Here is a 26,978-nt window from a genome sequence, read left to right as displayed (position 1 = left end):
GAACTGTAGATCCAAGCCTTAGAGCCGGAATGTATACCCAAACTATAAAAACGACGGTTAAACCGTTGAATTGTAATTGTTAACAGAATAGCGTATTCCACGGTTAGCGGGAAGCTTCGCTGAGAAGTACAACTAAAAATAATCACCACATAAGACATTACATGAACATAAAAATTCAAATCCAGCGCCGCTTTGGGGTATTTAAGCGCGTAATCGAGCGTGGCTTACTAAAACGATCTTCAAGGGGAACAACGTTTTGGAAAAGCCTGAATTTGGCGCAGCGTTGTTATGCTGCTGCAACCTTGGTGTATTTTAGTGTACTGTTTTTCGATATTCAGGGTGTTTTCTTTAACATCGTAATTGGCGCATTGGTGACGATTGCCATTCTTCATGAATTCTGGCCAAGGTTCATGGTGGTATGGAATAGCTTACCAGGTAAAGCTTTGATCCTTTTCATTTATGCTGTAATCGCCAATTTTGCGTTGGCTTCGGCAAGTGGATTAGTGAATAGCGTTTCGGGTGTCAGCGCAGCATCACTGCCTTACAGTCATAATTTCGCCATTATCCTCATGCTACCAAGCTGGTTTTTTATCACCACGCTCTTAGCGCTGGTACTTGTTCAATTAGTCATGCCGCTGTACTTAATTGCATTACTGCTGCTAAAGCCTTTTGGCGTTCATGGCTTATGGCATGCGCCAGACTACCGGTTTGTGTTCACCACTGCTTTAGTCCGCTACGTATGGACGATATTGATATTGGTAAAGGTGTTAGAAGTGTCGATGGAATCGGGGGTGGTGAGCTTTTTCTCAGACACGCCCTCTGAAGTCGTGTCGACCAGCTCTGAAGTTGAAGATAAAGGTGTGAATGATGCCCAAATCGGCAACGCAAAAAAAACGGTTAGGTTGGCTGACGCTGCTAATAATTTAAAAGGGCTGATTGAGGCGGAATTTGAAGCTGAGCGTAAATCTTCTGCAGTTCTCGAAGCCGATTCAAAAGCATTACCAGATGCTACCTCGCCAGGCTCAACCGAAGATGAAAAAGTGGTTAGCTTTGACCTTGCTGCTCAAAGTGCTAAGTTTCGACTTATGCAGATGCAATTGCTTGCTGAGTTTATCTTCCATTATGAAGCTGATGAGTTCTCTCGCTGCGCTAACCCCGAAGGTACACGAGTTGTGGAATTGAACGACTATGAAATTTTAACTATCAGCCTTTTAGAAAATAATGATATTGGCTATTCCTATACGGTAATACCGTGTCGCTCAGCAGCGATTGGCAATGGCATAACGCCTTAATAAAATAGCGTGAAGTGATGAGTGGTAAGAAACGCTGACTGCAGAAAACAAAAAGCCAGCACAAGGTGCTGGCTTTACATAAACAAGATTTCCGACATTTAGAAGCTTGCGTTACCTGGTGTACGTGGGAATGGAATAACATCACGTACGTTTTGCATACCAGTCACATAAGCAACCAAGCGCTCGAAACCTAGTCCGAAACCAGAATGAGGTACGGTGCCATAACGGCGAAGGTCGCGATACCAAGCGTAGTCTTCTTTCGACAATTCCATTTCTTCCAAACGGGCATCGAAAACATCAAGACGTTCTTCACGCTGCGAACCACCAATAATTTCACCAATACCTGGTGCAAGGACGTCCATAGCTGCAACGGTTTTACCGTCGTCGTTAATACGCATATAGAATGCTTTAATATCCTTAGGATAGTTTTGCATAATGATAGGCGCGCCAACATGTTCTTCGGCTAAATAGCGCTCATGCTCAGAAGATAAATCAATTCCCCATTCAACAGGGAATTCGAACGTCTTTTTGCAGTTTTGTAGAATGTCGATAGCGTCTGTGTAGTCCATGCGAACAAAGTCAGAACTCACTAGCTTTTCTAAGCGTTCAACGGCATCTTTTTTAATGCGCTGAGCAAAGAAGTTCATGTCATCTGGCAGCTCTTCAAGTACGGCTTTACATACATATTTCAGCATATCTTCAGCTAACTGAGCAATATCGCTCAAATCAGCAAAAGCGACTTCCGGCTCAATCATCCAAAATTCAGCCAAGTGGCGAGATGTGTTCGAGTTTTCTGCGCGGAAAGTAGGCCCAAAGGTATAAACCTTAGACATAGCTGTACAGTAAGTTTCAACGTTCAACTGACCCGAAACGGTAAGGTAAGTTTCTTTACCGAAGAAATCTTCTGAGTAATCAACGTTACCTTTGTCGTCTAGTGGTAAGTTCATCATATCTAATGTAGATACGCGGAACATTTCACCAGCGCCTTCTGTGTCACTTGCGGTTAAAATTGGGGTTGATACCCAAAAGTGGCCGCGTTCGTGGAAGAAGCGATGAATGGCCTGTGATAAGCAGTTACGCACACGGGTTACCGCACCAATTACGTTAGTACGAGGGCGCAAGTGAGCGTACTCTCTCAAATACTCGATACTGTGACGCTTAGCTGACATTGGGTAGGTATCTGGGTTTTCTACCCAGCCTAATACCTCAACCTCAGTTGCTTCAATTTCTACCGATTGGCCTTGGCCTTGAGATGCTTTTACCACACCCGTTACCGATAGTGAGCAACTTGCTGTTAAACGCTGTACGTCAGCGTAATTTGACAGAGAACTCAGTGCTACCACTTGAATAGGGTCAAAGCAACTACCATCGTGTAGTGCTATAAAAGATAACCCAGCCTTAGAGTCGCGGCGTGTTCTTACCCAACCTTTAACGGTTACCGATTCGCCAACTGCGTACTTACCTTTAAGCACGTCGACAACGGGCGCATGCGTCATGTTAATTTCTCCGTCTCACTGATTTATGCTGTTTTGTGTCATTATCCACACGCAACAACAATGTGCATTTGCACTAATAATGGTTTTTACGTCAATCTTTTGGATTTTTTGCCGATAATTCAGCATGTTTTAGAATTTTCATCCTGAAAAAGCGAGATAGCACTTAGTCATTTTAAAAACGCGAGAATGGCGTTTACAAGAGGACTAAAAATAAATACCGCTAATAACGCATAATCCAATAGCACGCTAGTATACTCAACCTAAAGCGGGATGCCAGAGAACAGAGTGACAAATGGGAAATAAATATAATCCGTACGGTGTTGAAGAGCGACGTTCAAGACCTAGAACCGAAACGAATTTCTTTCGTGTGATGCTGGCCCTGAATGTACTAGGGTGGTTAGCATTGGTCGTAACCCTGGTTCTATTTCACTTTGCGCGCCCCGATTTTATCAGTGGCGTTCAAGAATATTGGGGCATTGAAGGCGATACAGGCTGGTCGGCTGAATATGTAAAAGCCATGCAAATCATGCTGCAAGTGTGTTTGTTGGTGAGCTTGGTGAGTATTGTAATGCGCGCCCGTCGAAGCAGGCGACAGGGCGATCAGTTCGGTTTTAATTTATTCGTATTGGCCAGCATAGCTGTGATTAGCCTTATTACGCTGGCCACTACCATGGGGGCTGCTACATAAAGGCAATGCTAATGAGCCAATAAGTGTAAATGGCGTAAGCTGCCACAAAAGCGCCACCTTCTACTCGATTTAAGCGCCCTTGGCGTTTAAAGCCGATGCAAAATACAAATAGTGCCACAGTGGCTGCTAGCATCACCACTACATCGCGATACAAGAAATCTGCACTGACTGACATAGGCTGAATAGTACCCGCAATACCCACAACAGCTAATGTGTTAAACATATTCGAGCCAATAACATTACCTATGGCTAAGTCATGCTCACCTTTTTTCACCGCTATTAAAGAGGAGGCGAGTTCAGGTAACGACGTACCAATGGCAATAACCGTTAAACCAATGATGGTATCGCTAACACCAAAGTACGTAGCAACTTCAACGGCTCCCCACACTAACATGCGAGAGCTAGCCACTAGCAGTAATAGGCCGGTAAGAAGCCATACAATGTGGGTTTTGATTGTGCCTTCAGATGCATTGATTTCCTCGCTGTATTCATCGGCGAGTTTATCTTTACTGCCTTGCATGCCGTGCCAAATACTCCAAGAGATCAGCAATACAAATAAGCCAAGTAAAGAGAATGCATCATCCTTTGATACCGTTTGGTCTAGCACCTGCCAAGAGGCAAAAAAAGTAATGCCCAGTAGTACGGGAATTTCTTTTTTAATAATGTTCGATTTAACCGCAATAGGGCTGATAAGCGCGGTTAATCCCAAAATAAGCAGTATGTTGGCAATGTTTGACCCGTAGGCGTTACCCAATGCAATACCCGAGTTCCCTTGAATAGCGGCGAAGATTGAGACAATGATTTCAGGGGCTGACGTTCCAAAACCAATGATGAGCATACCAATAAGAAGCGGAGACACCCCAAAGTGATTGGCAACAGATGCCGCGCCGCCTACAAATTTTCCTGCACTCCATAGCAAAACCGGCAGCCCAATAAGAATGGCTAAACTGGCTAATAACATACAATCTCCTACTTGTTTCTCTAAAATATGTTCGCAGTATTTTTTATAAAAAAGCTAAGTGAAAACGATCGCTTTCTTCGGCTTTCGCCTCATTTCGGCTGAGTGTGAATCACAGACTAGCGCCTTCTATCGTGCGACAGCTCTTCGCTATCAATAACCCTACTGGATAGATTAGTTTTCGTTGTCTTAACGATGAAAAAAAGCCGTGCTCAATTCGCTTTGCAATTTTCACTTTCGGCGTAAACTCAGCGCCAATCTTACTCGAGCGGTAGTGAGTATTACTTCAAATATCGCACTACTCGAATTGTAACTTACTTAATATTATTTAGAAGCGAATTACATGCACAATACGTTGATTGTGGCTGACGATGTTACGCCATTTAGCGAAACAGCGTTAACGGTACTTACCTTTCAAGATTACTTGGCGGAGTTTCCGAAGCTTAATGAACCAAAAATACGGGTGATAAACCTGTGTGATACTACCCGCTATTTAAGCCAAGGGTATTACTGTTCATTGTTAGCGCAGGCGCGTAACCATTTAGTATTACCCGGTGTAAATACCATAAACGATTTACGACTAGCAGAAGCACGCAGTGTGGATAGGCTGCCTTTTGCATTGTCGCTACCCGTGGATGAAATTGACATTCCTACTGCACCTTTATTAGTACTTTTTGGTGAAGTTAAAGATCAGCGTTTCAAGCGTGTCGCCCGTCAAGCGTTTGAAAAATATCCGTGTCCAATTTTGCTACTTACCCTGTCGGTATCTGATTCCCGTGCAGACAAAAAGGAAGGTAAAAAAGTAAGTAGTAAACATAATGTGGTTGGCTTTGCTGATATTGCTGCGAAGCCCTTTACCGCGCTAGACAGTAAACAACAGCAACAGTGTATTGCACAGTTAGAAAACTACACTACGAAACAGTGGCGCGCTTCTAAAGTAAGTAAGCGCACTCGTTGGGATATGGCTATTTTAGTTAACCCTGATGAGTCGACGCCTCCTAGCGATGAAAGAGCCATTCGTCACTTTGTAAAAGCGGCTGAGAAGGTGGGTTTTAGAGCTGATGTGGTTTCACGTTTGTCGCCTGAAGATTTGGGGCACTATGATGCGTTATTTATTCGTGAAACTACGGCGATAGACCATCATACCTACCGTTTAGCCAGAGCGGCTGAGCGTGAAGGAGTGATAGTGATGGATGATACCCAGTCTATATTGCGCTGTTGCAACAAAGTGTTTTTACAAGATGCGTTTACTTATCAAAAAGTACCGGCACCGAAAGCCACTTTTGTGTCGAATTCAGATGATGAAACCTGCGATAAGCTTATTGAAGAATTCGGCTTACCTTTGGTATTGAAGTTACCTGAAAGCTCATTTTCGAGAGGGGTGCACAAAGCAGAAAACCGTGACGTGTTAAAAGCTCGATTAGTCGAAATGTTAGCTGAATCGGCCTTAGTACTGGTTCAAGAATATATTTTTACCGAGTTTGATTGGCGTATTGGTATGTTGGGCGGTAAGCCGATTTATGCGTGTCAGTATTTTATGGCGCGAAATCACTGGCAAATTTATCACCATCAAGGCGAGCGTTTTTCATCCGGTGGCTTTACCACTATGCCAACCTTTGAAGTACCGAAGCCGGTATTGCAGGCAGCAATTAAAGCAGCAAAGGTTGTGGGTGATGGTTTATATGGTGTAGACATCAAGCATTCGGGCAATCAGGTATACGTGATTGAAGTAAACGACAACCCAAGCATAGATGCTGGAGTGGAAGATAAGTATTTAGGCAAAGCCTTGTATGAGTTAATTATGCAAGAATTTGCTGACAGACTAGAGCGGCGAGGGCGATAAGCATGAACAATGCACTTGCGCCTGAATATAATAAACTTGCACCTGAACGTAAAGGTGGGGATGAAGCTGAAAAGAATGCCGCTAACAATGTTCAATTGAGAAAAGCCACGTTAGATGATGTGAAACAAATACAACACATTGAAAACACATGCTTTAAAAGCGATAAGCTGAATGTCCGTCGTTTTCGTTTTTACGTTACGGCCAAACATGCTGAGTTTTATATTGCCGAGCATCACACCGCGCAAGGGGTTTCGCTTGCGGGTTATGGATTACTGTTGCTACGCAGAGGAACACAACTTACTCGGTTGTATTCCATTGCGGTGTTGCCCGAAGCCCGTGGTTTTGGAATTGCTGAAAAGTTGATTGCGAGACTAGGGGAGCAGGCGTTAGCCAGGGGAAAGCGCTTTATGCGCCTGGAAGTGTCTGCGGACAATAAAGGCGCTATTTCACTTTACCAACGGCTAGGCTTTAAACAGTTCGGTATGTACGTTGATTATTACGACGATCATTCAAATGCCTTGCGTATGCAGAAGGTATTGGTGTCATCGAAAGCCATGTCTCACGCTATATACCCTTGGTATCAGCAAACGACTGAATTTACCTGTGGACCATCAGCATTAATGATGGCTATGTGTTCGTTGCAAAATAATTATGAAATGAACCAGCAAAAAGAATTAGCGATTTGGCGTACGGCGACCACAATATTTATGACGTCAGGTCATGGCGGTTGCCACCCTATTGGATTGGCGCTAGCGGCACAATTGGAAGGGTTTACGGCAGAAGTTCTGATTAACCAGCCTTTGCCATTGTTTGTAGATGGCGTAAGAAGTGAGCATAAAAAGCATATTGTTGGGCAAGTAGAAGCTGACTTTTTGCTTCAAGCACAAAAAAGCAATATGGCTATTGCTACTGAAGAGTGGCGGGTTGATGTTATAGAACAGGCCCTAGATGCTGGTAAAGCAGTGGTGTGCTTAATAAGCACCTATGCATTTGATAAGAAAAAAGCACCACATTGGGTGGCTATTACCAGTTACGATGAACAATGCTTTTACTTGCACGATCCCGATGCTGACGAAGGCAATAGTCAAAACGAAAGTCAGCGTGTTGAATTTCAACACATTCCGGTGGCAAGAGACGACTTTGTTCGCTTAGCCAGTTACGGTACACGCAAAGTGCGTACGCTAGTGCTACTGTCTACAAAAGCTGCTACGTAAATAACCGGTATATTAAGTACTAATTTCTAAAGCCTTATGTAGCTACAAATGTATGCCCAATAGCCAAGATTGCTTCAATAATAAAAGGCGCAGTTGTTTTCACAACGCTAAGAAACAAAAACTAAGGTAGAGCCTAAAAGCCTTTGTTTGAGAACCTTTGTTTGAGAAGCTTGAGTTAGAAAATAGCAGCGCCTTTGTTAGTGCTTAACCTGCGCAATCGTAACTTCTTCATTTAGCGCGTTCAAGCGGCTAACTAAACCTGATAATTCCTTAACTGAACCAGAGTAGGCAAGTTGCTTGCTGGTATGTTGACCTTTCACCGCAGATTTAAAAATGGCGGTGCTTTCGAAGCAGGCTGTTTTCTTATCAAGTGCGTTCCATTCAGTCTGTAACTCGTTAGGGATACAATGACGTTTTGCACTAATTTTGTCTTTTATTTGCAACACTTTCCCAATAAGTAATTGTGCGTCAGTAGGCATTATGATTCTTCCTTACTATTTAACTAACTAAAATAATTGCGTTTTTTGTAATTGGCATAGTTTGTTTATGCTGAAACAATAAAACTCGTAATAAGGTTGTAGCATGGAGAGTGCCAAATTTGCATAGAATTTACTCAAAGTGCATTTTAGAAGAAAAAAGTAGGAGAAATAGACAGGGAAATAGATAGGGAAATAGGCAGCGCAAAAAGTGCGTTAGCGATAGCTGGCGTGCCGCGGTTTGTGCTTCAAGTGCCTAACTTGGCAGTAGCAAAGGTAAGGGCTCCACAATAATAAATTAACTAGCAAAGCAGTAATAAAACTGAAAACAATGGAAGATGGCGTAAGCGGCACCGACGGGCTGAAATTACCCAACACCTTTTGCAGCGTAGGCGCGTTTGAAGGGGAGACCATATACCAGGCTTTTTCATAATAATGCCCGTACTCAAGGGGCTTGACCCCTTGCTCTATATGGCTTAGCTTGGTGTAAAGCGCCGATTTACGTTCTGCATCTGCCCTCACCACAGCTTCACTGTTTTGCCTTAGTGCATTTAACATTGCCCCCACTGATGCATAGCCATGCTGCGTTGCTAATGCCGACATGGCCGACACTTCTTCGCGGGTTGCATCGTAATAGCCGCTTAAATACTGTCTATAGTGATCGGCTAAAATAGGCACTTGCAATGCGGCAACAAACAGAGTGGCAAAAACGATTTTATCGACAACGCGTATGAACATATAAATGACTGACCTAAAGTTATTTTTCAGCAATTAAAAGCATATAAATTTTATTAGACCAGTCATCGCACCCCTTAATTTTCACCCCTATTTTTTGCCTTGTTTTTTAACCTTATAAGTCACCTTACTGTCCGGCTTAAATAAGTGTAAATAGCATGGGTGAGTTTGCTCAGCTGGTCTGGGCTAATGATGTACGGAGGCATAATGTATACCAGCTTACCAAAAGGCCGTATCCACACACCTTGTTTTACAAAATGACGCTGAATATCGGCCACGTTAACAGGGTGAACGGTTTCAATAACACCTATTGCGCCTAGCACTCTTAAATCGGCTACCGTAGGCAGATTGGCACATTTTGACAGTTCAGTGTGTAATTGTTTCTCAATGGCGGGGATTTGTTGCTGCCAGTGATTTTCATTAATAAGTGCCAAGCTGGCGTTTGCCACGGCGCAAGCCAATGGGTTACCCATATAAGTAGGTCCATGCATGAATACACCGGGGGAGCCTTGGCAAACACCCAACGCTACATCTTCAGTACATAGGGTGGCCGCTAGGGTCATGTAACCGCCAGTAATAGCTTTTCCTAAACACATAATGTCTGGCGAAATGCCGGCATGTTCACAGGCGAATAGCTTGCCTGTTCGCCCAAATCCCGTAGCGATTTCATCACAGATAAGTAGCACGTCGTAGTTGTCGCAGAGTTGGCGGCAGCGTTTTAAATATTCAGGGTGATAAATACGCATACCGCCCGCACCTTGAACTACGGGCTCAAGAATAAGCGCTGCCATTTCATGATGATGATTTTCGAACAGCTCGGCTAAAGGTAAAATGTCGTCTTCACTGAACGTCTGGCCGAAACGGGTTTGTGGGGCTGGGGCAAATAGTTGTTTGCTTAATACACTCTCAAATAAGCTGTGCATGCCGTTTACCGGATCGCATACCGACATGGCCGCAAACGTATCGCCATGATAACCATTACGCGGTGCCACGATGCGTGATTTTTCAGGGCGGCCTTGGCACGCCCAGTATTGAATGGCCATTTTGATAGCCACTTCTACCGAGACCGAGCCGGAGTCGGCTAAAAAGACCCGTTCAAGACCATCAGGCACCATTTCTAGAAGCGTGCGACATAGGTCGACCGCTGGCTGGTGGGTAATACCGCCAAACATCACATGGGAAAAAGCATCTATTTGGCTGTGGGCCGCTTGGTTTAATACAGGGTGGTTGTAACCGTGAATGGCCGCCCACCAACTCGACATGCCATCTACTAAAACGTCGCCCGTTGAAAGCGTAAGCTCTGCTCCTTTAGCGCCAACCACTTCATAGCAAGGCAAAGGGTTGGTTGCTGACGTATAAGGATGCCAAATGTGTTTTTTATCAAAATCTATATTGTTCAAAATTCAACCGTTAGTAAAGCTTTTGAAATGGTCAGAGTTGACAACTCGTGTTTGCAGCATAGACTAAGCCAGCATTCTTAATTAGTAAAGGACAGTCAATGACTCTGGCTTCAGCGCCTGACGCGCAAAATAATACAATTCGTCACGATTGGTCACAAGCCGAAGTAGAGGCGCTATATGCCTTGCCATTTAACGACTTGCTGTTTCAAGCGCAGGTAGTTCACAGACAACACTTCAATCCAAACGAAGTACAAGTAAGCACCTTGTTGTCGATTAAAACCGGTGCATGCCCGGAAGATTGTAAATATTGTCCGCAAAGCGCGCGTTACGATACCGGCTTAGAAAAAGAGCGCTTGCTTGAAATTGAAAAAGTGATTGAACGAGCAAAAGAAGCCAAGCAAGTAGGCTCTACTCGTTTTTGTATGGGTGCTGCATGGCGTAACCCACGTGACAGAGATATGCCTTATATTGTAAAAATGGTGGAAGAGGTTAAACAACTTGGCCTTGAAACCTGCATGACCCTTGGCATGTTAACCCGCGACCAAGCGGTAGCGCTTAAACAGGCTGGTCTAGATTATTACAACCACAACCTTGATACCTCGCCTGAATACTACGGCGATATCATTACCACTCGTACCTATCAAGACAGACTAAACACCCTTGAAAACGTACGCGCGGCAGGCATGAATGTGTGTTCTGGCGGTATTGTGGGTATGGGCGAAACCGCGGGCGACAGAGCTAGCTTATTGATTCAATTAGCGAACTTGCCGGAACAACCGCAAAGTGTGCCAATTAACATGTTGGTTAAAGTAAAAGGTACGCCACTAGCCAGTTTAGAAGATTTAGATTATTTCGAGTTTATCCGCACCATCGCGGTAGCCCGTATCATGATGCCTAAATCTCATGTGCGTTTATCAGCAGGCCGTGAAGCCATGAATGAACAGATGCAAGCGCTATGCTTTATGGCCGGTGCGAACTCTATTTTCTACGGTTGTAAGTTGCTGACTACGTCTAACCCTGACACCCACGAAGACGTTATCTTGTTTAAGAAGTTAGGTATAAACACCGAACGTACTCGCGATTTTTCTGATGAAGCACATCAGCAAGTCTTAGAAGAAGAAATTGCGCAGCAACAAGAACAAGGTTCTGATGCTAGCGATTTATTTTACGACGCTAGCGCACCGCGTAAACAAAAACAGCAGCCCGCGGAGGCATAATGGCCTTCGATTGGCTTGAAGCCCGCTTAAGTGAGCGGGCTCAGCGAGGTTACCTGCGCAAGCGGGTATGCCAGCAATACGAAAAAGACAACATTATCTGTATTGATGGTGAGCACTATTTAAATTTTGCCAGTAACGATTACCTTGGCATGCGGCAACACGAAGGCGTGTTGCAAAGCTGGGTAGAAGGCTTGGCACAATTTGGTGGTGGCAGCGGTGCTTCGCCCCTGGTAACGGGCCATACCCAAGCACATTTGGCTCTTGAGGCGTACATTGCCGACGGTTTAAATCGAGACGCTGCGTTGTTGTTTAATTCGGGTTTTGCGGCTAACCAAGCATTATGTATGGCGCTATTTAGTGGTGCTCATAATCAAAGCGCTAGTAATAAAAGTGCTAGTAATCAAACCCCAAGTGCCGCAGCCGGCATTAAACATTCCGGTGAAATTTTTGCCGATCGGCTTATGCATGCCTCCTTCCTTGAAGGTGCTATGGCAACCAAAGCCAAGCTGCGTCGCTTTAGGCATAACGATTTAGCTCACCTATCCAATTTATTAGAAAAGGTTGATACCACAAGTAACAGTGACAAGTTAGTCGTCACTGAAGGTGTATTCAGTATGGACGGCGACAGCGCCCCCCTTCGTGATATGGCGGGTATAGCAAAGCAAAACAAAGCATGGCTAATGGTAGACGATGCCCATGGTATGGGTGTATTAGGTGAAAACGGGCTGGGCAGCGTTGAAGCGCAGGCGTTGTCTCAAACCGATGTTCCTATCGTGATGGGCACCTTCGGTAAAGCCGTAGGAACCGCAGGTGCGTTTATAGCTGGAAGCCAGGCGCTCATTGATTACCTAGTCAATTTTGCCAAGCATTATGTCTATTCCACTGCCATGCCACCGGCCCAAGCAGTAGCAACATTATATTCGTTAACCCATATTGCCGCTGATTCAAGTCGAACCGATGCCTTGAATCACAATATCGCGTATTTTCGTGAACGGTTTAGTACCCAAATCGGGAGTGCACGTTGTAGCAATGATGACAGCGAAGACGAAAATGGACACATACTCAAAGCGTCATCGAACAACGCTTCGTCAATCAAAGCTTCGTCAATCAAAGCTTCGTCAAATACCCATCATGATTTAGTCTTGGCTAATTCACATAGTGCAATCCAACCTATTATTGTAGGTAGCCCTGAGCGCGCTTTAGCATTAAGTGATGGCCTAAAAAGTCGAGGCATATGGATACCTGCTATTCGCTACCCTACCGTACCAAAAGGGGAAGACCGATTGCGCATTACACTAAGCGCTACTCATACCCAGCAAGATATAGACGTACTTGTTGATGCTATTGCCCTTGCGATGGAGTCGATATCATGAGCCCGCAATCTTTAGCTAAACAAGCGCCACAGCCGCTTAAACAAGATTTATCTCAACCGCTTTGCCAACAGGGCGCAGTTGCAGTGCATGCTGCTAGTCACTCCGATGGTTTATTAGACTCACAATCTGAAAGCGGGATCAGTGAAGCGGTGATCGCGAAGCAATTTTCAAAAGCCGCAAATAAGTACGATAACGAAGCGCATATTCAGTGCGAAATTGCGCAGGCAGGGTTAAACAACTTACCTATTTCTTTAAAAGGCGACTTACTTGATATTGGCTGTGCAACGGGAGCCCATAGTGACGAACTTCAGCAACGTGGCGCTAACGTCACCGGGGTAGATATTGCACCAGGCATGGTACACAGAGCACAAGCCCGCTTCCCTGATGTTAATTTCAAGCAGGGGTCGGCACAGTCTCTACCATTTCAAAATAGCTGCTTTAGTACGGTATTCTCCTCTATGGCATTGCAGTGGTGTAACAGCCCGCAAGCAGTGGCTAGCGAACTTTACCGCGTACTTAAGCCATCGGGCATGGCGGAAATTGCCATTATGGTGAGTGGTTCTTTTTCTGAGCTTCAAAAAGCGAGAAGTGTTGCCCAACTACCTGCTGCGGTAACACGTTTGCCCGAAGCTAGGTTGTGGCTTAATTCGTTTCTTGGGGCTGGGCTGCGGGTTAGCCGTCTTATTAATAAAGATTATGTTGATGAGCACCAAGATGTACTTTCTTTACTTCGTTCAATTAAAAACGTAGGGGCGGGGGCTACGGGCGCTAAACAGCAATCGCTGTCACGTAGTGATATTAAGAAATTGTCGTTGGCCTATAAAAATATTAGCGCTGTCGATGGCGTGCTACCCCTTACTTACAAAGTGTGTCATTTCAGACTAGAGAAACCATGAAGCAGTATTTCATTACCGGAACCGATACCGAAGTAGGTAAAACCTACGTTACTTGCCATCTACTAAAAGCCGCTGAAAGCGCGCAAAAAACGAGCTTAGGTTATAAACCTATTTCGGCAGGCTGTGAAAAAGTGGGAAACGACTGGGTAAACGAAGACGCATCTGAAATTCAGCAAGCAAGTAGTATTAAACTGCCTATTAGTTCTATCAATCCTATTACGTTTGTTCCGCCGATTGCGCCGCACATCGCAGCTAAAGAAGCGGGCGTAACATTAACCAGTGAAGCTGTGGTTGAAGGGCTAGTTCGCCTACAGCAAGAGACTCCTGATTTATTGTTGATGGAAGGAGCGGGAGGTTGGCGATTACCGTTAACCGATACGCTGTTTCTTTCAGATGTGGTTAGCGACTTAAAAATGGACGTGATTTTAGTGGTGGGTATGAAGCTGGGCTGTTTAAACCATGCATTACTTACCGCGCAAGCAATTCAAAATGACGGGCTTAATATTGTAGGTTGGGTAGCTAACGATATCACCGGTTGTATGTCTAGATATGATGACAATTTGGCTACGCTTAAAAACGTTATGCCAGCACCGCTGCTGCTGGAAGTGCCATTTTCAAGCGCGCCAAGTACCGAAGCGCTACAAACTGCTATTCAAAAGCTCTGTTAAATTTTCATTTGGCGCGATTGGGCGCTTTTCGTTACCTAAAAATATAAACCCGCCTTTCTCACCCACCAGTGTTAATTGCTGCTTAGACAAAGAAAGAGCGGTACCTTCACGAATGGCTACCACGGGTGTGGTGGGGTTTAGCACCGTAAATTCAGCCAATCGCTGATCACGTGTTTCACCATTGTGCCCCGGCGGGTGATAATCGCTGTAGTGCGGATTCAACTGAAAAGGAACTACATTGAGCGCATTAAAGCTTTCTGGCTCAACAATTGGCATATCATTGGTTGTTCGAATGCTTTGCCCACAAATATTTGAGCCCGCACTCCAGCCAATATATGGCGTGCCTTCAGCAATGGCGTGCTGAAGTGGTTCCAATAAGTTTTGTTGGTATATAGTATGCATCAAATGGAAGGTATTTCCGCCGCCTACTACAATGGCTTGATTATTTGCCTTTGCATTATTGATAACCTTTACAGGGTGATCAAAGGTATGAATCCCTGTCACATTACATTCTGGCAGGGCTGTTGCGACAGCTGAGACATAGTTATCGTAGCTTTGTGTCACTGCTGCGTAGGGAATAAATAGTAGGTCGCGAATGCCACCTAAGTGTGCAAGAATAAGGCTTCTCGCATGTTCAAGGTACGCTTCGTCGCCCTGACGAGAACTACTTAACATTAATACATGTGCGGTCATTACTGCTCCACAATTTTTTTAAACGGCGTTATTTACGTGAAAGTTAACATAAAGTTTAGCTTAGTGCCGTTATTGGTTTTAAAGGAATTTTTATATGGGTCAGAACACATCGGTGTTATTCGTTTGCTTGGGTAACATTTGCCGCTCACCTACGGCCGAAGCTGTGTTTCTTGCTAAGGCCGCTCGAGCTGGTTTAAAACTAGACGTAGGCTCTGCAGGAACCCATGGGTATCACATTGGCAAACAACCCGATAAACGCTCGCAAGCAGTTGGCGTAGAGCGTGGTTATAGCTTTAAAGGCTTAAAGTGTAGACGGGTAGATGACAAAGACTTCGAAAAGTACGACTACATTCTGGCGATGGATAATAGCAACTTAGACAATTTGCGTGAAATGTCGCCGCCTGAACACCACGAAAAAATTCACTTGTTCTTAGACTTCGCTAACAGTGAAGATAAAGAAGTTCCCGACCCTTATTATGGCGGAAAGCGGGGCTTTGAATTAGTGTTAGATTTAATTGAAGAGGCCTCTGACGGGCTAATTGCACATATTCAACAGAGCTAGATATGCACACTGTGTTAAAGGGAAGGGCTGCCACCTTCCTACTTTGTAGTGTTACCTTCTTGCTAACCGTTGGTGTGTTAGCCACGGTGTGGCTAACCGATTCACCCACGGCATTAAAACAACACATCACACTACAGCTTCAAATTCCGCTTATCATTACCGCTATCTTAGTAGGTAGTGTATTAGCAGTCAGTGGTGCCACTCTTCAAATAGTATTGCGCAATCCGTTGGCAGACCCAGGTATTATTGGTATCACTAGCGGCGCCAGCCTAGTGGCTGCATCCCTGTTGTTACTTACTCCTTTGTGGGCACAGCCTTATCTTCATTACATACTACCTTTAGGCTGCTTTATTGGTGCGCTAATAACAACGTTTGTTATTTATCGTCTTGCTAGAAAACTTCTGGGTTCTGCGGTTGCTGTTATTTTATCGGGTATTGCTATCTCTACCTTGAGTGGGGCAGTTATTGCTTGGTTGTACATGTTTAGTGATGCCCAATCATTGCGTAATTTAACGTTTTGGCTGATGGGAAGTGTCTATCAAACCACGTGGCCTATTTTATGGCTAAGCGGCCCACTAATTGTTGGTAGTTTATGGTATCAAATACGCCAATCTGCAAAATTCAATCGCCTGTATGCTGGAGATTTAGCCGCGTTAAGTAGCGGCGTGAATGTGCAACGACTTACCGAACGTAGTCTTATTGCTACCGCCGTGGGGGTAGGGGCGGCGGTGTCTATTGCGGGTGCTATTGCCTTTGTTGGGCTGTTAGTGCCCCACATTCTTCGGCTTATTCTTGGCCATGACAATAGAATACTGTTACCAGCAAGCGCGTTATGTGGCGCCAGTTTATTACTTGTTGTGGTGCTCATGTCTGAACTTACGCGTGCGATAACCCTGCCGGTATCGATGATCACTGCCACCCTCGGTGGCCCTTTACTCATTTGGGCATTACTTAAAGGGCAGCTTCGATGAGCCCAGTTATTTCATTGCGCAATATTAACGTGAACAAGCGTTTAACGAATATCACCCTTGATATCAATAAAGGTGATTGCGTCCATATTTTAGGGCCGAATGGTGCTGGAAAATCTACCCTTTTATCGATAATGGCAGGCGTATTACCCGCTGAACATGGCGAGGCTTTACTGCTAAAACAACCCCTACCTCAATGGCCTCTAAGTGCATTGGCAACATTTAGAACCTTATTAGCACAGCAAAGTGAAGCTGTATTTGCGGTATCAGTAAGAGAATACCTTTCGTTTTTTTCAAGTGAGCAGGCGTTCGAACTTCCCAGTTTGTTAGAGGCCACACTGGAAGTAACGGGTTTTTATCAAACGCCCTTAAACCGACTTTCAGGTGGAGAGCGTCAGCGCGTTGAAATTTGCCGTGCACTGCTGCAAGTTTGGCCTGCCATTAAGCGGGGGGAAGCGCTTTTATTGTTAGATGAACCCTTGCAAGGGGTAGATATTCGCCATCAATACGCATTGATGGCGCTGTTTCAAGCCTTATGCAATAAAGGGAATACCTTAGTGCTAAGCAGTCATGACATTTCATTAAGCGCAAACTATAGTTATAAAATGCTGCTCATGAAGTTGGGTACTAGCGTAAGTTTCGGTTTACCCGAGTCGGTATTGTCGGTTAAAAACCTAGAACATACCTTTGATTGTCATTTTGCAGTGAATAAGCGCGACGACTTTCTAGATATTCAAGTTTGCGCACCTATTGTATTAGATCAAATGTGGTAAAATGGCGCGCATACAGATAAGCGCTCATACAACGAGATTAACGTTTGCCTAAACGTAAAAACACTTAAATCAGGAGAACCCCTTGAGTAATTGGCAAGTAGACAGTTGGAGGCAAAAACCTATCCTTCAACAACCAGAGTACGATGATGCGGCACAACTTAAACAAGTAGAGCACACGCTAAGTACATATCCACCGCTGGTTTTTGCCGCTGAAGCCCGTGATCTTCGCCGTCAACTTGGTGAGGTTAGTTTAGGTAAAGGCTTTCTGCTTCAAGGCGGTGACTGCGCCGAATCGTTTGACGAATTTAATGCGCCAAAAATTCGCGATACCTTTAAAGTATTGCTTCAGATGGCCATTGTTTTAACCTTTGCAGGTCGGTGTCCAGTTACAAAAGTGGCTCGCATGGCGGGTCAATATGCTAAGCCTCGTTCATCAAACTTCGAAACCCGTGATGGTGTTACATTGCCAAGCTACCGCGGCGATATCATTAATAGTTTCGAGTTTAACGAAGCGGCTCGCCGCCCCGATCCGAACCGTTTGATTGAGGCGTACCACCGCAGTGCATCGACGCTTAATTTACTTCGCGCTTTTTCTCAAGGTGGCTTAGCCGACCTTCATGAAGTAAATCGTTGGAATATGGCATTTGTTGAAAACAACCCGCTTAAAGAGCGCTATCATGATATGGCCGTGCGTATTCAAGATACGTTATCGTTCATGGATGTGATTGGTATTAATTCCCAATCTAGCCCTACATTGCACGAAACGTCATTGTTTACGTCGCATGAAGCATTACTGCTTAACTATGAACAAGCCCTCACGCGAATTGATACGCTAACGGGTAAGCCTTACGATTGCTCTGCGCACATGATTTGGATTGGTGAGCGTACCCGTCAGCTAGACCATGCCCATATTGAGTTCTTCCGCGGTATTCACAACCCTATTGGTGTGAAAGTTGGGCCTAGCATGCAAGAAGACGAACTTATTCGTTTGATTGATGCGCTTAACCCGAATAACGATCCAGGTAGATTGACCCTTATTACCCGTATGGGGGCTGATAACTTAGCTGATAATTTACCTCGCTTATTGCGCCGCGTTAAAGCAGAAGGTAGACACGTAGTATGGAGTTCAGACCCCATGCACGGAAATACGTTCTCTGCATCAAGCGGTTACAAAACTCGTAATTTTGATGCCATTTTGCGTGAGATTAAACAGTTCTTCCAAGCACATAGCGATGAAGGCACACATGCTGGTGGTATTCACCTTGAGATGACTGGCCAACACGTGACTGAGTGTACTGGCGGTGCATATGAAATTAGTGATGAAGACTTAGCGCAAGCGTATAAAACCCAGTGCGATCCGCGTTTAAACGCCGATCAAGTACTTGAAATGGCGTTCTTAGTGGCAGACCATTTACGCAACGCATAAGCGTTAACAAAACAGAGTGAAAAGGGTAAATCGCATGTCGATTTACCCTTTTTTTGTCTGACCTTTAGATTAAATCATCACCTACGTGCACAGCTCTAAACGCTAGTATGAGAATGAAGATTCTTAATGCGCGAGCGATTCAAATTATTAACGAATAACGCACTACTAACAAATGCTAGGCTAACCACAACCACACCAAGCCAAGAAAATCTGTTAAACGCAATGAGGCCAGCATAAGAGCCTAGTGCACCACCGAGATAATACCCCAGCATGTAAATACCATTTATTCGACTTTGCGCTGAAACGTCGATTGAAAATACGCGAACTTGATTGGACACTTGGGCACTGAATATCCCCAGATCGATAAGCACTATACCTACAATTAACCCCCATAAGTTTTCTCCGAACAAACCTGAAATAGTAAACCCAAGAAAGATAAGTCCCAACGCTATATTTATCATATTGCGAACGCCCACTTTGTTTACCAAGCTCCCTGATACTTTTGCACCCACAATACCTGCCAATGCCACTACACCAAACAGCCCAGCTTGTTGTGCATTGTAGTTAAAAGGAGACTCATGAACATGTAAAGCTAAGGTAGCCCACAAGGCATTAAACGCAGCGAACCACAAGCTTCCGGTTAACGCAGACTGACGAAGCGCGGCATGTTGTTTTATTAGCGAAATCATACTTAATACTAACTTGGGATAAGGCATTGTGCTGGCGGGTTTATTCGCAGGTAAGTATAAATAGAGCAAGATACCAAAACATGTAGCTAGTAGTGCTGACATGAGAAACACCGCGCGCCAGTTAAATAACTCTCCTACAAACCCACTTACGGTTCTAGACAATAATATGCCCACGGTTAGCCCTGTCATGATAGTACCGATAACTTTCCCTTTATTCTCTGGTGTACTTAAGGACGCCGCGAATGGAATAATTTGTTGCGTAATATTGGCCCCAAGACCAATTGTGAAACAGGCGGCAACGAGCATAAATAAGCTAGTTGTTGAAAATGCCACGAGTGAAGCGATAACAAGCAAAACAGACAGTAAACCAATTATCGTTTTACGGGATACGGTGTCGCCCAAAGGAGATAGAAATAACAAGGCCACAGCATATCCAATCTGGCCAGCGGACGGAATTGCACCGAGCTGGTGGGTACTTAGCCCAGTTCTTTGCCTATCTGCGGCAATATAGGTTGATTGTAATATAGATTAGCAACGGTAGCCGCCACCGCGCTCGACATGAGCAATAATTTACCTGTTGTGAGAGAGGGTGATGATTTGGGATCCATAATAATATCTACATGTTGTGTGAGCTGTTAATGGAGGTATTTTATGGTGTTTTTATTTATTACAGAAATGATGAATTTGTATTTGATTAATCTCTATTTTGCATAAATCGATTTGTGAGCTGGATCATTCACAGCGCTTAAAAACTCGGAATAGGTTAATAGGGGGGACGCACTTACTTGTTATGCATCATTAAAATTAAATAGTGAGCCGAACTTAGTCGTCATTAAGTAGAGGCTCAACAACTGACTCTAATCCATTTAGTTTAATTTCGTACATGAGCGCGAGTTGCTGCCCCAGCTTTCCTTCGGGAAAACCTTGTTTGTTAAACCAAACTAAATAAGGTTCTGGTAGGTGAAACAGGCGTCGTCCTGCATACTTTCCGAATGGCATGGTTTGGTTGATTGCACTTTTTATTGCTTCTGGATCCATATTGCTCAAAATTACTTTAATGTCGTTAGGTTGTTAGAGTGCCTACAAGGTGTCAATATTCTCGTCTGCGATGAACAGGTATATGCACTTGTGTTCACGGTTTGAATATAAATGTCGAATATACTGGATGGGTACATTCGGTAAGAGCCTCAAGCCGCATCACTTCTTTAGTATTCATTGGCCCATTTCTTCATGATTTGAATCTCGCTGCTGAGTAGCCCACAGCCGATTGTATATACCTTGTTGTGCTAAAAGAGTCTCGTGGGTGCCATGTTCGGCAATCATGCCCTTGCTTAACACTAAGATGGTATCGGCATCGACGATAGTAGACAGCCTATGGGCAATAACCAAGCTAGTATGCCCCTTTGCGGCGTCTCGCAGCGCGCCTAATATCGCTTGCTCAGATTGACTGTCTAACGAAGAGGTCGCTTCATCGAATATCATTATTGGCGCACCTTTTAATAGCGCACGAGCGATGGCAACTCGCTGTTTTTCGCCGCCAGAGAGTTTTAGCCCACGTTCGCCTACTGTTGTGTCTAGTCCGTCTGGCAAGCTTTCAACAAATTGGGTTAAATGCGCAAGCTTAATAGCATGAGTAACTTCTTCGTCGCTAGCATCAGGGTTGCCGTAACGGATATTTTCTACCAAGGATGTATTAAACAACACGGTATCTTGTGGAACAATACCGATATGGCTTCGTAAACTGTGTTGGCTAAGTTCGCGAATATCCTGCCCGTTTATGAAAATGCCACCCTCGGTGGGGTCGTAAAAACGAAACAGCAACTTCATGATGGTGGATTTTCCAGCACCACTTTCGCCAACCACAGCAATCTTGGCGCCTGATGGCACCTCGAAGCTGATTCCTTTTAAAATAGGCCGTGCTTGCTGATAGTGAAATTGAACGTTACTAAAACGTATGCTCGCCTGTTTTGCTGAGAGGTGGGTAGCATTGGGTTTATCTTCAATTGCGGGTTTTTGGGATAGCAGGGAAAACAAGTTTTGAATGTTCGCTAGCGAGCCACGGATTTCCCGATACACAAAGCCCAAGAAATTGAGAGGCATAAATATTTGCATGGTGAAGGCGTTAATTAGCACGAAATCACCAATGGTCATCTCGCCTTCCATTACGCCATAAGCTGCATTCGCCATCATGGCTGTCATTGCTAGGGCAATAATGCTGGCCTGTCCGCCATTTAAGGCAAACAGTGATAACCGATTTTTACGCCTGGCTTTTTCCCAGCCAGCTAAATCTGTATCGTATCGATTTGCTTCGAAGCGCTCATTGTTGAAATACTTTACGGTTTCAAAGTTAAGTAAGCTGTCTACCGCGCGTGAGTTGGTGGTGGAGTCAGCTTCATTCATTTGCTGCACAAATCGCGTGCGCCAATCGGTAGCTTTCATCGAAAACATGACATAGCTGATGACACTGACCACAATGATCATCGCAAACGACCAGCCAAACTGAATCAATAGCAATATCACGACTAAGCCAATCTCTAAAAGGGTAGGCACGATGTTAAACACCATAAACCGCATTAAGAAACTTACGCCATTTGTGCCACGTTCAATATCTCTTGATAAGCCGCCCGTTCTGCGGTTTAAATGAAAGCCTAAATCTAGATTGTGCAGATGATTAAATACCTTTAAACCTAGCCGGCGCATAGCGCGTTCGGTGACACGTCCGAATAAGGTGTCTCGTACTTCGCCAAGTAAAACATTGGTGAGCCTAAGTGCGCCGTACGCAATAATTAAGCTGATAGGTACGGCAATGGCCAGTGCTTCCACATCCCCATTTAAACTATCTACCGTGTATTTGAGTACATAGGGTAGACCAATGCTGGCAAGTTTAGCGGCGACTAAGCACAGTAACGCTAATGCTACCCTACCTTTGAACTCAAGAAGGTAAGGCCACAACTGCTTGAGCACTTGCCATTTGATAGGCTCATTTTCGTTTAGCGGAAATCGATTTTTTCGCATGGTGTAATATTGTTCTCACTGCATATTTGTGACGGTGTAAAACGAAGACGTTAACGGAAGGCAGGAAGGAAAGCCCCTGCATAAAGGTGAATTGTGATAGATTAACGAACTTTAAACTACATTGTTTACGGTGAACCGTTATATTTATTTAAGAGAAATAAGTTAACGGTACGATAAAACGTTCTAATTTATGCGTTATCAAACATTTCATTCTTATTTGCAGCCGCGTAAACTGGCGAAAAGACATCATAGTCTATTTAATCACATTATTTGTTTTACGTACCCCTAAAGGGAGAAAATTTGTTAGAAGATAGCTTTGGGCGACAATTCCATTATTTGCGTTTATCGGTAACGGAGGCGTGTAATTTTCGCTGTCAGTATTGTTTGCCTGACGGCTACCAAGGTCCTTCCAGTGAGCATTTTCTTTCCTTAGGCGAAATCAACACGCTATTGAGTGCCTTTTCAGGGCTGGGTACGTCAAAAGTCCGCCTTACTGGCGGTGAGCCAACACTTCGCCGCGACTTTCTCGATATTTTAAGTGCAACGGCAAATACTCCCGGCATAAAGCGAGTGGCCATGACCACCCATGGTGGTCGTATGGCTGAACATGCTGCCGCGTGGAAACAGGCGGGTTTACACCAAGTGAATGTCAGCATAGATAGCTTAGATCCCAGGCAGTTTGCGGCAATTACAGGGCAAGACAAATTAAAGCAAGTGTTAGCCGGGCTGGACGCTGCGGTTGAGGCTGGTCTTGATGTAAAAGTAAATTCGGTGCTGCTAAATGATTTTTCTGATGCACGATTGAATCGCTTCCTTGATTGGCTGAAAACGATGCCTGTCACATTGCGGTTTATTGAGTTGATGGAAACCGGCGATACTACTCATTTCTTTAAAGCGCAGCATCAAGGTGGAACCCCACTTAAGCAAACGCTTATAGATGCCGGATGGCAACCCATGGTTAGACGAAAAGATGCTGGCCCTGCACAGGAATTCTTTCATCCTGACTATGCCGGTAAAATTGGTCTTATCATGCCGTACAGCAAAGATTTTTGTAAAAGTTGTAATCGACTTCGCGTTGCCGCCAATGGTAAATTACATTTGTGCTTATTTAGTGAGCACGGTATTGATATGCGACACCTACTAGCCGACCAAGATGTAGTAGGACTACAACAGTTTTTAGTTGAGTGCTTAGGTGAGAAGCATGCAACGCACTTTTTGCATGAAGGTAATACTGGAGCAACGAAGCACTTAGCTATGTTAGGTGGCTAAATTTACGTTCGTTGCCCAAAAAATACGAAAGCAGCAGTATAAAGTTGCTTGTAATAATGATTGGAAAGGGAAATCTATGTTTATTGAAGATAGCGCGCGCCTGTCTTTCCATTATATCACCGACGCTGATGTAGAGTTCCTGTGGGAGCTTGATCAAGATGAGGAAGTAATGCGATTTATCAGTGACGGTCAGAAAACATCTCGTGAAGATATTACCAACACCTTCGTACCACGCTTTCAAGCATATTCAAATCCAGCCCTTGGCTGGGGATTATGGCGAGTGCAAGAAAAAGAAAGTGAAGAGGATATTGGCTGGGTTTTAGTTCGGCCTTTTGGCTTTTTCACTAAAAATCCTGAGATTGATAATATTGAACTTGGCTGGCGTTTCAAACAAGCCAGTTGGGGGAAGGGATATGCCACAGAAGCAGCGATGCAAGTGAAAGATGCCCTGTATCAAATTGGTATCGACAAATTTTGTGCTATGGCAAAACCTGAAAATTTAAATTCAATCAAAGTGATGGAAAAAATAGGCATGACCTTTAGCCACGAAATTGAATATAAAGATAATCTTTATCAAGAGAAGGTTGTGGTTTACACCACCTGATCTAATAGCCCTTTAACCGTTTCGTAGCGCTGACTTTGTTCTTCAGATAGAGAAGCACTTTCCAGCGTAAAGCGGCACCTCTTCATTACCGCGTTCATATTGCCTTCCGCTTTACCTTCACGAGAGCGTCGCATTGCCGACGCTTGCAGAAGGTTTAACGCAATGGCAGGGTTTCGGGGCATAACCCTAAATGCTTGCTCGAAGGTTTTGTAAGATTTTGCCAGTTCGCCACGCTTATACTGCACTACCGCCACGTCATTGAGGTTTTTAGGGCTTATTGATATTGCTGTTTTCTCTTCAACTTCTTGGTTGATATAACGGCTAAGTAAACTGTTTGGTGCATCCAACTCTTTTTGCCGTAACGTCGCTTTATCGAGTAATTTGAGAGCGCTCCCTCTTAATCCTAAATCGTGAAACGCTTTTGCGGAATCAAGTAGCGTTTCGACAGACTGTTCTTCCAGGTTATCAATATCTAAGGCATCAAGCAGATCTTTTGCTTTATCGTTTTCATCTTTTAGATAGTGAATTCGTGCGCTAATAACTTGCAGTTGGTGGTCAAGATTCACCTTTGGGTAGGCGCTTTTTAATTGGCGCAGATATTCATTGGATTGCTTGATAATTTTGTTTGTTTGCGAGGTTTCTGCCGTCATCGCAAAATCAATACCCGCTCTGGCAACAGACAAGTACATCTCAGGGGTGTCGTGCACTGAATTCTTACCGAAACGAACCACTTTTTTTGCGCTGTTAAATTGCCCTTTATAGTCGTGGGTTAGCCTAGCAAGTTGCACTGCAGTAATATGACGCATCACATTTCGAGGTGAAATGTCGCTGGCCACATTCACACATTCCAGCGCTTCATCATACGCTTCTAACTTAATTTGCAGCTCTGCTAATAAATCATATGCGCTCAGCATACTTTCAGGTTGTAGCGCTAGCTGAATAAGGTCTCGTTCTGCATCATCAAACTCATCTAGGTGAATGTAACACTGAACGAGGCCAAGCTTTGCCCATGTAAAATTTTGAATATTGATGATTGATTGGTAAAAGAGCTTCGCGTTTTCAAACTGTCTATTCAATAGCAATAAGTCGCCCTTCGTTTTTAGGGCTAACGGGAAGTGTTCCGCGTTCTTAGGCTCAACTAAGATAAACTCTAATTCTTTAAGTGCCTGTTCGGGATTCTGCTCATCCATGTAACGATAGACATCGTGAAACATTTTTTTACGGGTGACGACTTTACTAAGTCGTTTATCTAATTCGTTAACGGAAAATGGTTTTGCTAAGAATTCGTCGGGTTGCATCTCGATTATTGCATGGACCACATCAATGGCAGTATCGGCACTAGTAAAAATAAAACCGGTAGTAAGAGGAATAATCTTTTCGGTTTTCAGCTGCTCGAATAAATTATAGCCGCCTTGTTCGTGCCTTAAATCATAAGCGCAAACAATGACGTCGTATTGCCGAGTGCGCAGTGAGGTAAGGGCGTTCGCAGCACGGTCTACATAATCGATATGTTGGAAGCCAAGTTGCTCCAAAGCATATTTCATATGGCTTTTTGCCAAAGCCTGATCTTCCGCTATTAATAAACGGGTTTGTCTTGCCAACTGTAGGTTCATTACAACCTCGTATATGCGTCAATGCTTACTCGTGTAAACAACCTAGTAGGAGTTTAGTAGAAGAATTAACTTATCACCATTGTTAAATAGTGTCCCAAAGATTGCGGTGCACGGCATGAAAAACAGCTAGAGGGCAGGGGAAATGAGTTTTCTTTTGAAAGAGTGGTGGACGTCTACTATGGTTCCTAACGAAGTTATCGCAACGAAGTTATTGAACCAGTGATTTTTGATTGTATAAAGATAAAGAGAGATGGTGGACGTCTGCTATGGTTCGTAACGAAGTTGTTGAACCAGTGATATTTTAATCGTATGAAGATAAGGAGAAGTGGTGGACGCTACTGGGCTTGAACCAGTGACCCTCGCCTTGTAAGGGCGATGCTCTCCCAACTGAGCTAAGCGTCCGATATATCAGATTTGAAGCAAAAAGTGGTGGATGTCTGCTATGGTTCGTAACGAAGTTATCGCAACGAAGTTGTTGAACCAGTGGCACTCGCCATACACTTTCAGAAAAAGTGGTGGACGCTACTGGGCTTGAACCAGTGACCCTCGCCTTGTAAGGGCGATGCTCTCCCAACTGAGCTAAGCGTCCGATATATCAGATTTGAAGCAAAAGTGGTGGACGCTACTGGGCTTGAACCAGTGACCCTCGCCTTGTAAGGGCGATGCTCTCCCAACTGAGCTAAGCGTCCGAATACTTTTTCTAATAAACAAAATTGGTGACGTCTGCTATGGTTCGTAACGAAGTTATCGCAACGAAGTTATTGAACCAGTGGCACTCGCCTGACACTTTTAAAAAAAGTGGTGGACGTCTGCTGTGGCTCGCAACGAAGTTGTTGAACCAGTGGCACTCGCCTTACACTTTTAAAAAAAAGTGGTGGACGCTACTGGGCTTGAACCAGTGACCCTCGCCTTGTAAGGGCGATGCTCTCCCAACTGAGCTAAGCGTCCATCTTGTTTATTATCTTGCCTAAGCAAGTGGGGCGGTATTATAGAGTCGGTTCTCATACTGTCAATAATAAAATGAAAGAAAAATGACTGTATGCCTGAAAAGTGAACATTTTGGGCTTTTTTTATCTGAATTGATGAAATTGTAAGCGTGATGCGACGCCA

At 44.3% G+C, this 26,978-nt stretch carries 24 protein-coding genes and 4 tRNA genes; 14 read left to right on the top strand and 14 right to left on the bottom strand.

Annotated elements, in window-relative coordinates:
* Positions 1-161 precede the first annotated feature (161 nt).
* Positions 162-1,292 carry a hypothetical protein gene (locus tag AMBT_RS11660; protein ID WP_013784827.1) on the top strand — a complete coding sequence of 377 codons (1,131 nt, stop codon included), beginning with the start codon at positions 162-164 and terminating at the stop codon, positions 1,290-1,292.
* Between the two features lie 98 nt (positions 1,293-1,390).
* On the opposite strand, the gene asnS is transcribed toward AMBT_RS11660, so the two are convergent.
* Entirely contained in the window at positions 1,391-2,788 is a 1,398-nt protein-coding gene (asnS, locus tag AMBT_RS11655) for an asparagine--tRNA ligase (RefSeq protein ID WP_013784826.1), read from the bottom strand.
* 292 nt (positions 2,789-3,080) lie between these two features.
* Here asnS and AMBT_RS11650 point away from each other — a divergent pair, with 292 nt between their 5' ends.
* Entirely contained in the window at positions 3,081-3,476 is a 396-nt protein-coding gene (locus tag AMBT_RS11650) for a hypothetical protein (protein WP_013784825.1), read from the top strand.
* Here AMBT_RS11650 and AMBT_RS11645 read toward each other — a convergent pair.
* Entirely contained in the window at positions 3,469-4,437 is a 969-nt protein-coding gene (locus AMBT_RS11645; RefSeq protein ID WP_013784824.1) for a calcium/sodium antiporter, read from the bottom strand. The two genes, AMBT_RS11650 and AMBT_RS11645, sit on opposite strands and share 8 nt — an antisense overlap.
* A gap of 340 nt (positions 4,438-4,777) precedes the next feature.
* Here AMBT_RS11645 and AMBT_RS11640 point away from each other — a divergent pair, with 340 nt between their 5' ends.
* A complete protein-coding gene (locus tag AMBT_RS11640; protein ID WP_013784823.1) occupies positions 4,778-6,277 on the top strand; it encodes a RimK family ATP-grasp domain-containing protein in 1,500 nt (499 codons plus the stop codon).
* Positions 6,278-6,279: 2 nt separating this feature from the next.
* Positions 6,280-7,491: a GNAT family N-acetyltransferase/peptidase C39 family protein gene (locus tag AMBT_RS11635; RefSeq protein WP_013784822.1), complete on the top strand. Its 1,212-nt coding sequence runs from the start codon at positions 6,280-6,282 to the stop codon at positions 7,489-7,491.
* Between the two features lie 197 nt (positions 7,492-7,688).
* On the opposite strand, the gene AMBT_RS11630 is transcribed toward AMBT_RS11635, so the two are convergent.
* The 3 genes from AMBT_RS11630 to bioA form a co-directional block, all read right to left on the bottom strand.
* Positions 7,689-7,970, bottom strand: coding sequence for a hypothetical protein (locus AMBT_RS11630; protein WP_013784821.1), 282 nt, complete (start codon positions 7,968-7,970; stop codon positions 7,689-7,691).
* A gap of 213 nt (positions 7,971-8,183) precedes the next feature.
* Positions 8,184-8,705 (bottom strand): DUF2937 family protein, encoded by a 522-nt coding sequence (locus AMBT_RS11625; RefSeq protein WP_013784820.1) that lies wholly within the window; start codon positions 8,703-8,705, stop codon positions 8,184-8,186.
* 119 nt (positions 8,706-8,824) lie between these two features.
* Positions 8,825-10,102 carry an adenosylmethionine--8-amino-7-oxononanoate transaminase gene (bioA, locus tag AMBT_RS11620; protein WP_013784819.1) on the bottom strand — a complete coding sequence of 426 codons (1,278 nt, stop codon included), beginning with the start codon at positions 10,100-10,102 and terminating at the stop codon, positions 8,825-8,827.
* A 98-nt stretch (positions 10,103-10,200) separates the two neighbouring features.
* Between bioA and bioB the strand changes: the two genes are divergently transcribed.
* Genes bioB through bioD form a run of 4 tightly spaced genes read left to right on the top strand, consistent with a single transcriptional unit; the run spans position 10,201 to position 14,256 of the window.
* The gene (gene bioB, locus AMBT_RS11615; RefSeq protein WP_013784818.1) at positions 10,201-11,319 is read left to right on the top strand and encodes a biotin synthase BioB; all 1,119 of its coding nucleotides are present in this window, start codon (positions 10,201-10,203) and stop codon (positions 11,317-11,319) included.
* Positions 11,319-12,692: an aminotransferase class I/II-fold pyridoxal phosphate-dependent enzyme gene (locus AMBT_RS11610; protein WP_013784817.1), complete on the top strand. Its 1,374-nt coding sequence runs from the start codon at positions 11,319-11,321 to the stop codon at positions 12,690-12,692. Before bioB ends, AMBT_RS11610 begins: the two co-directional genes overlap by 1 nt.
* Positions 12,689-13,588: a methyltransferase domain-containing protein gene (locus tag AMBT_RS11605; RefSeq protein ID WP_013784816.1), complete on the top strand. Its 900-nt coding sequence runs from the start codon at positions 12,689-12,691 to the stop codon at positions 13,586-13,588. Before AMBT_RS11610 ends, AMBT_RS11605 begins: the two co-directional genes overlap by 4 nt.
* The gene (gene bioD / locus AMBT_RS11600; protein WP_013784815.1) at positions 13,585-14,256 is read left to right on the top strand and encodes a dethiobiotin synthase; all 672 of its coding nucleotides are present in this window, start codon (positions 13,585-13,587) and stop codon (positions 14,254-14,256) included. The genes AMBT_RS11605 and bioD overlap by 4 nt, the downstream gene beginning before the upstream one ends.
* Here bioD and pepE read toward each other — a convergent pair.
* Entirely contained in the window at positions 14,227-14,949 is a 723-nt protein-coding gene (gene pepE / locus AMBT_RS11595; protein WP_013784814.1) for a dipeptidase PepE, read from the bottom strand. The two genes, bioD and pepE, sit on opposite strands and share 30 nt — an antisense overlap.
* A 94-nt stretch (positions 14,950-15,043) precedes the next feature.
* On the opposite strand from pepE, the gene AMBT_RS11590 reads away from it, so the two are divergent.
* The 4 genes from AMBT_RS11590 (at position 15,044) to AMBT_RS11575 (ending at position 18,678) form a co-directional block, all read left to right on the top strand.
* Positions 15,044-15,511, top strand: coding sequence for a low molecular weight protein-tyrosine-phosphatase (locus AMBT_RS11590; protein WP_013784813.1), 468 nt, complete (start codon positions 15,044-15,046; stop codon positions 15,509-15,511).
* A 2-nt stretch (positions 15,512-15,513) separates the two neighbouring features.
* On the top strand, positions 15,514-16,482 hold the full coding sequence (locus tag AMBT_RS11585; protein ID WP_013784812.1) for a FecCD family ABC transporter permease: 969 nt from the start codon (positions 15,514-15,516) through the stop codon (positions 16,480-16,482).
* The gene (locus AMBT_RS11580; protein ID WP_013784811.1) at positions 16,479-17,252 is read left to right on the top strand and encodes an ATP-binding cassette domain-containing protein; all 774 of its coding nucleotides are present in this window, start codon (positions 16,479-16,481) and stop codon (positions 17,250-17,252) included. Before AMBT_RS11585 ends, AMBT_RS11580 begins: the two co-directional genes overlap by 4 nt.
* An 82-nt stretch (positions 17,253-17,334) precedes the next feature.
* Positions 17,335-18,678: a class II 3-deoxy-7-phosphoheptulonate synthase gene (locus AMBT_RS11575; protein WP_013784810.1), complete on the top strand. Its 1,344-nt coding sequence runs from the start codon at positions 17,335-17,337 to the stop codon at positions 18,676-18,678.
* A 95-nt stretch (positions 18,679-18,773) separates the two neighbouring features.
* Here AMBT_RS11575 and AMBT_RS11570 read toward each other — a convergent pair whose 3' ends face one another.
* The 3 genes from AMBT_RS11570 to AMBT_RS11560 all read right to left on the bottom strand — a co-directional run bounded on the left by AMBT_RS11570 (position 18,774) and on the right by AMBT_RS11560 (position 22,382).
* The gene (locus tag AMBT_RS11570; protein ID WP_232363230.1) at positions 18,774-19,805 is read right to left on the bottom strand and encodes an MFS transporter; all 1,032 of its coding nucleotides are present in this window, start codon (positions 19,803-19,805) and stop codon (positions 18,774-18,776) included.
* Positions 19,806-20,189: 384 nt separating this feature from the next.
* On the bottom strand, positions 20,190-20,405 hold the full coding sequence (locus AMBT_RS11565) for a DUF3820 family protein (RefSeq protein ID WP_013784808.1): 216 nt from the start codon (positions 20,403-20,405) through the stop codon (positions 20,190-20,192).
* A gap of 174 nt (positions 20,406-20,579) precedes the next feature.
* On the bottom strand, positions 20,580-22,382 hold the full coding sequence (locus AMBT_RS11560) for an ABCB family ABC transporter ATP-binding protein/permease (protein ID WP_013784807.1): 1,803 nt from the start codon (positions 22,380-22,382) through the stop codon (positions 20,580-20,582).
* A gap of 300 nt (positions 22,383-22,682) precedes the next feature.
* Between AMBT_RS11560 and moaA the strand changes: the two genes are divergently transcribed.
* A complete protein-coding gene (gene moaA, locus AMBT_RS11555; RefSeq protein WP_013784806.1) occupies positions 22,683-23,651 on the top strand; it encodes a GTP 3',8-cyclase MoaA in 969 nt (322 codons plus the stop codon).
* Between the two features lie 76 nt (positions 23,652-23,727).
* Complete coding sequence (locus tag AMBT_RS11550) at positions 23,728-24,255, top strand: GNAT family N-acetyltransferase (protein ID WP_041452953.1); 528 nt, start codon at positions 23,728-23,730, stop codon at positions 24,253-24,255.
* On the opposite strand, the gene AMBT_RS11545 is transcribed toward AMBT_RS11550, so the two are convergent.
* The 5 genes from AMBT_RS11545 to AMBT_RS11525 form a co-directional block, all read right to left on the bottom strand.
* Positions 24,243-25,868 (bottom strand): response regulator, encoded by a 1,626-nt coding sequence (locus AMBT_RS11545; protein WP_013784804.1) that lies wholly within the window; start codon positions 25,866-25,868, stop codon positions 24,243-24,245. The genes AMBT_RS11550 and AMBT_RS11545 overlap by 13 nt on opposite strands.
* Positions 25,869-26,194: 326 nt before the next feature.
* Positions 26,195-26,270 (bottom strand) — tRNA-Val (locus tag AMBT_RS11540).
* Positions 26,271-26,381: 111 nt separating this feature from the next.
* Positions 26,382-26,457: transfer RNA gene (locus tag AMBT_RS11535), tRNA-Val, on the bottom strand.
* 24 nt (positions 26,458-26,481) lie between these two features.
* Positions 26,482-26,557: transfer RNA gene (locus tag AMBT_RS11530), tRNA-Val, on the bottom strand.
* Positions 26,558-26,740: 183 nt separating this feature from the next.
* Positions 26,741-26,816: transfer RNA gene (locus AMBT_RS11525), tRNA-Val, on the bottom strand.
* Positions 26,817-26,978: the final 162 nt, after the last annotated feature.

Source organism: Alteromonas naphthalenivorans (assembly GCF_000213655.1).
In the GTDB taxonomy this organism is placed as follows: domain Bacteria; phylum Pseudomonadota; class Gammaproteobacteria; order Enterobacterales; family Alteromonadaceae; genus Alteromonas; species Alteromonas naphthalenivorans.
Note: the sequence above shows the minus strand (reverse complement) of the source record. Positions and strands in the feature narration are given on the sequence as shown.

What these genes read in the sequence shown, in the direction of transcription:
- AMBT_RS11660 (WP_013784827.1), top strand. Translation starts at nt 162, where the DNA reads ATGAACATAAAAATTCAAATCCAGCGCCGCTTTGGGGTATTTAAGCGC.
- asnS (WP_013784826.1), bottom strand. Translation starts at nt 2,788, where the DNA reads ATGACGCATGCGCCCGTTGTCGACGTGCTTAAAGGTAAGTACGCAGTT.
- AMBT_RS11650 (WP_013784825.1), top strand. Translation starts at nt 3,081, where the DNA reads ATGGGAAATAAATATAATCCGTACGGTGTTGAAGAGCGACGTTCAAGA.
- AMBT_RS11645 (WP_013784824.1), bottom strand. Translation starts at nt 4,437, where the DNA reads ATGTTATTAGCCAGTTTAGCCATTCTTATTGGGCTGCCGGTTTTGCTA.
- AMBT_RS11640 (WP_013784823.1), top strand. Translation starts at nt 4,778, where the DNA reads ATGCACAATACGTTGATTGTGGCTGACGATGTTACGCCATTTAGCGAA.
- AMBT_RS11635 (WP_013784822.1), top strand. Translation starts at nt 6,280, where the DNA reads ATGAACAATGCACTTGCGCCTGAATATAATAAACTTGCACCTGAACGT.
- AMBT_RS11630 (WP_013784821.1), bottom strand. Translation starts at nt 7,970, where the DNA reads ATGCCTACTGACGCACAATTACTTATTGGGAAAGTGTTGCAAATAAAA.
- AMBT_RS11625 (WP_013784820.1), bottom strand. Translation starts at nt 8,705, where the DNA reads ATGTTCATACGCGTTGTCGATAAAATCGTTTTTGCCACTCTGTTTGTT.
- bioB (WP_013784818.1), top strand. Translation starts at nt 10,201, where the DNA reads ATGACTCTGGCTTCAGCGCCTGACGCGCAAAATAATACAATTCGTCAC.
- AMBT_RS11610 (WP_013784817.1), top strand. Translation starts at nt 11,319, where the DNA reads ATGGCCTTCGATTGGCTTGAAGCCCGCTTAAGTGAGCGGGCTCAGCGA.
- AMBT_RS11605 (WP_013784816.1), top strand. Translation starts at nt 12,689, where the DNA reads ATGAGCCCGCAATCTTTAGCTAAACAAGCGCCACAGCCGCTTAAACAA.
- bioD (WP_013784815.1), top strand. Translation starts at nt 13,585, where the DNA reads ATGAAGCAGTATTTCATTACCGGAACCGATACCGAAGTAGGTAAAACC.
- pepE (WP_013784814.1), bottom strand. Translation starts at nt 14,949, where the DNA reads ATGACCGCACATGTATTAATGTTAAGTAGTTCTCGTCAGGGCGACGAA.
- AMBT_RS11590 (WP_013784813.1), top strand. Translation starts at nt 15,044, where the DNA reads ATGGGTCAGAACACATCGGTGTTATTCGTTTGCTTGGGTAACATTTGC.
- AMBT_RS11585 (WP_013784812.1), top strand. Translation starts at nt 15,514, where the DNA reads ATGCACACTGTGTTAAAGGGAAGGGCTGCCACCTTCCTACTTTGTAGT.
- AMBT_RS11580 (WP_013784811.1), top strand. Translation starts at nt 16,479, where the DNA reads ATGAGCCCAGTTATTTCATTGCGCAATATTAACGTGAACAAGCGTTTA.
- AMBT_RS11565 (WP_013784808.1), bottom strand. Translation starts at nt 20,405, where the DNA reads ATGGATCCAGAAGCAATAAAAAGTGCAATCAACCAAACCATGCCATTC.
- AMBT_RS11560 (WP_013784807.1), bottom strand. Translation starts at nt 22,382, where the DNA reads ATGCGAAAAAATCGATTTCCGCTAAACGAAAATGAGCCTATCAAATGG.
- AMBT_RS11550 (WP_041452953.1), top strand. Translation starts at nt 23,728, where the DNA reads ATGTTTATTGAAGATAGCGCGCGCCTGTCTTTCCATTATATCACCGAC.
- AMBT_RS11545 (WP_013784804.1), bottom strand. Translation starts at nt 25,868, where the DNA reads ATGAACCTACAGTTGGCAAGACAAACCCGTTTATTAATAGCGGAAGAT.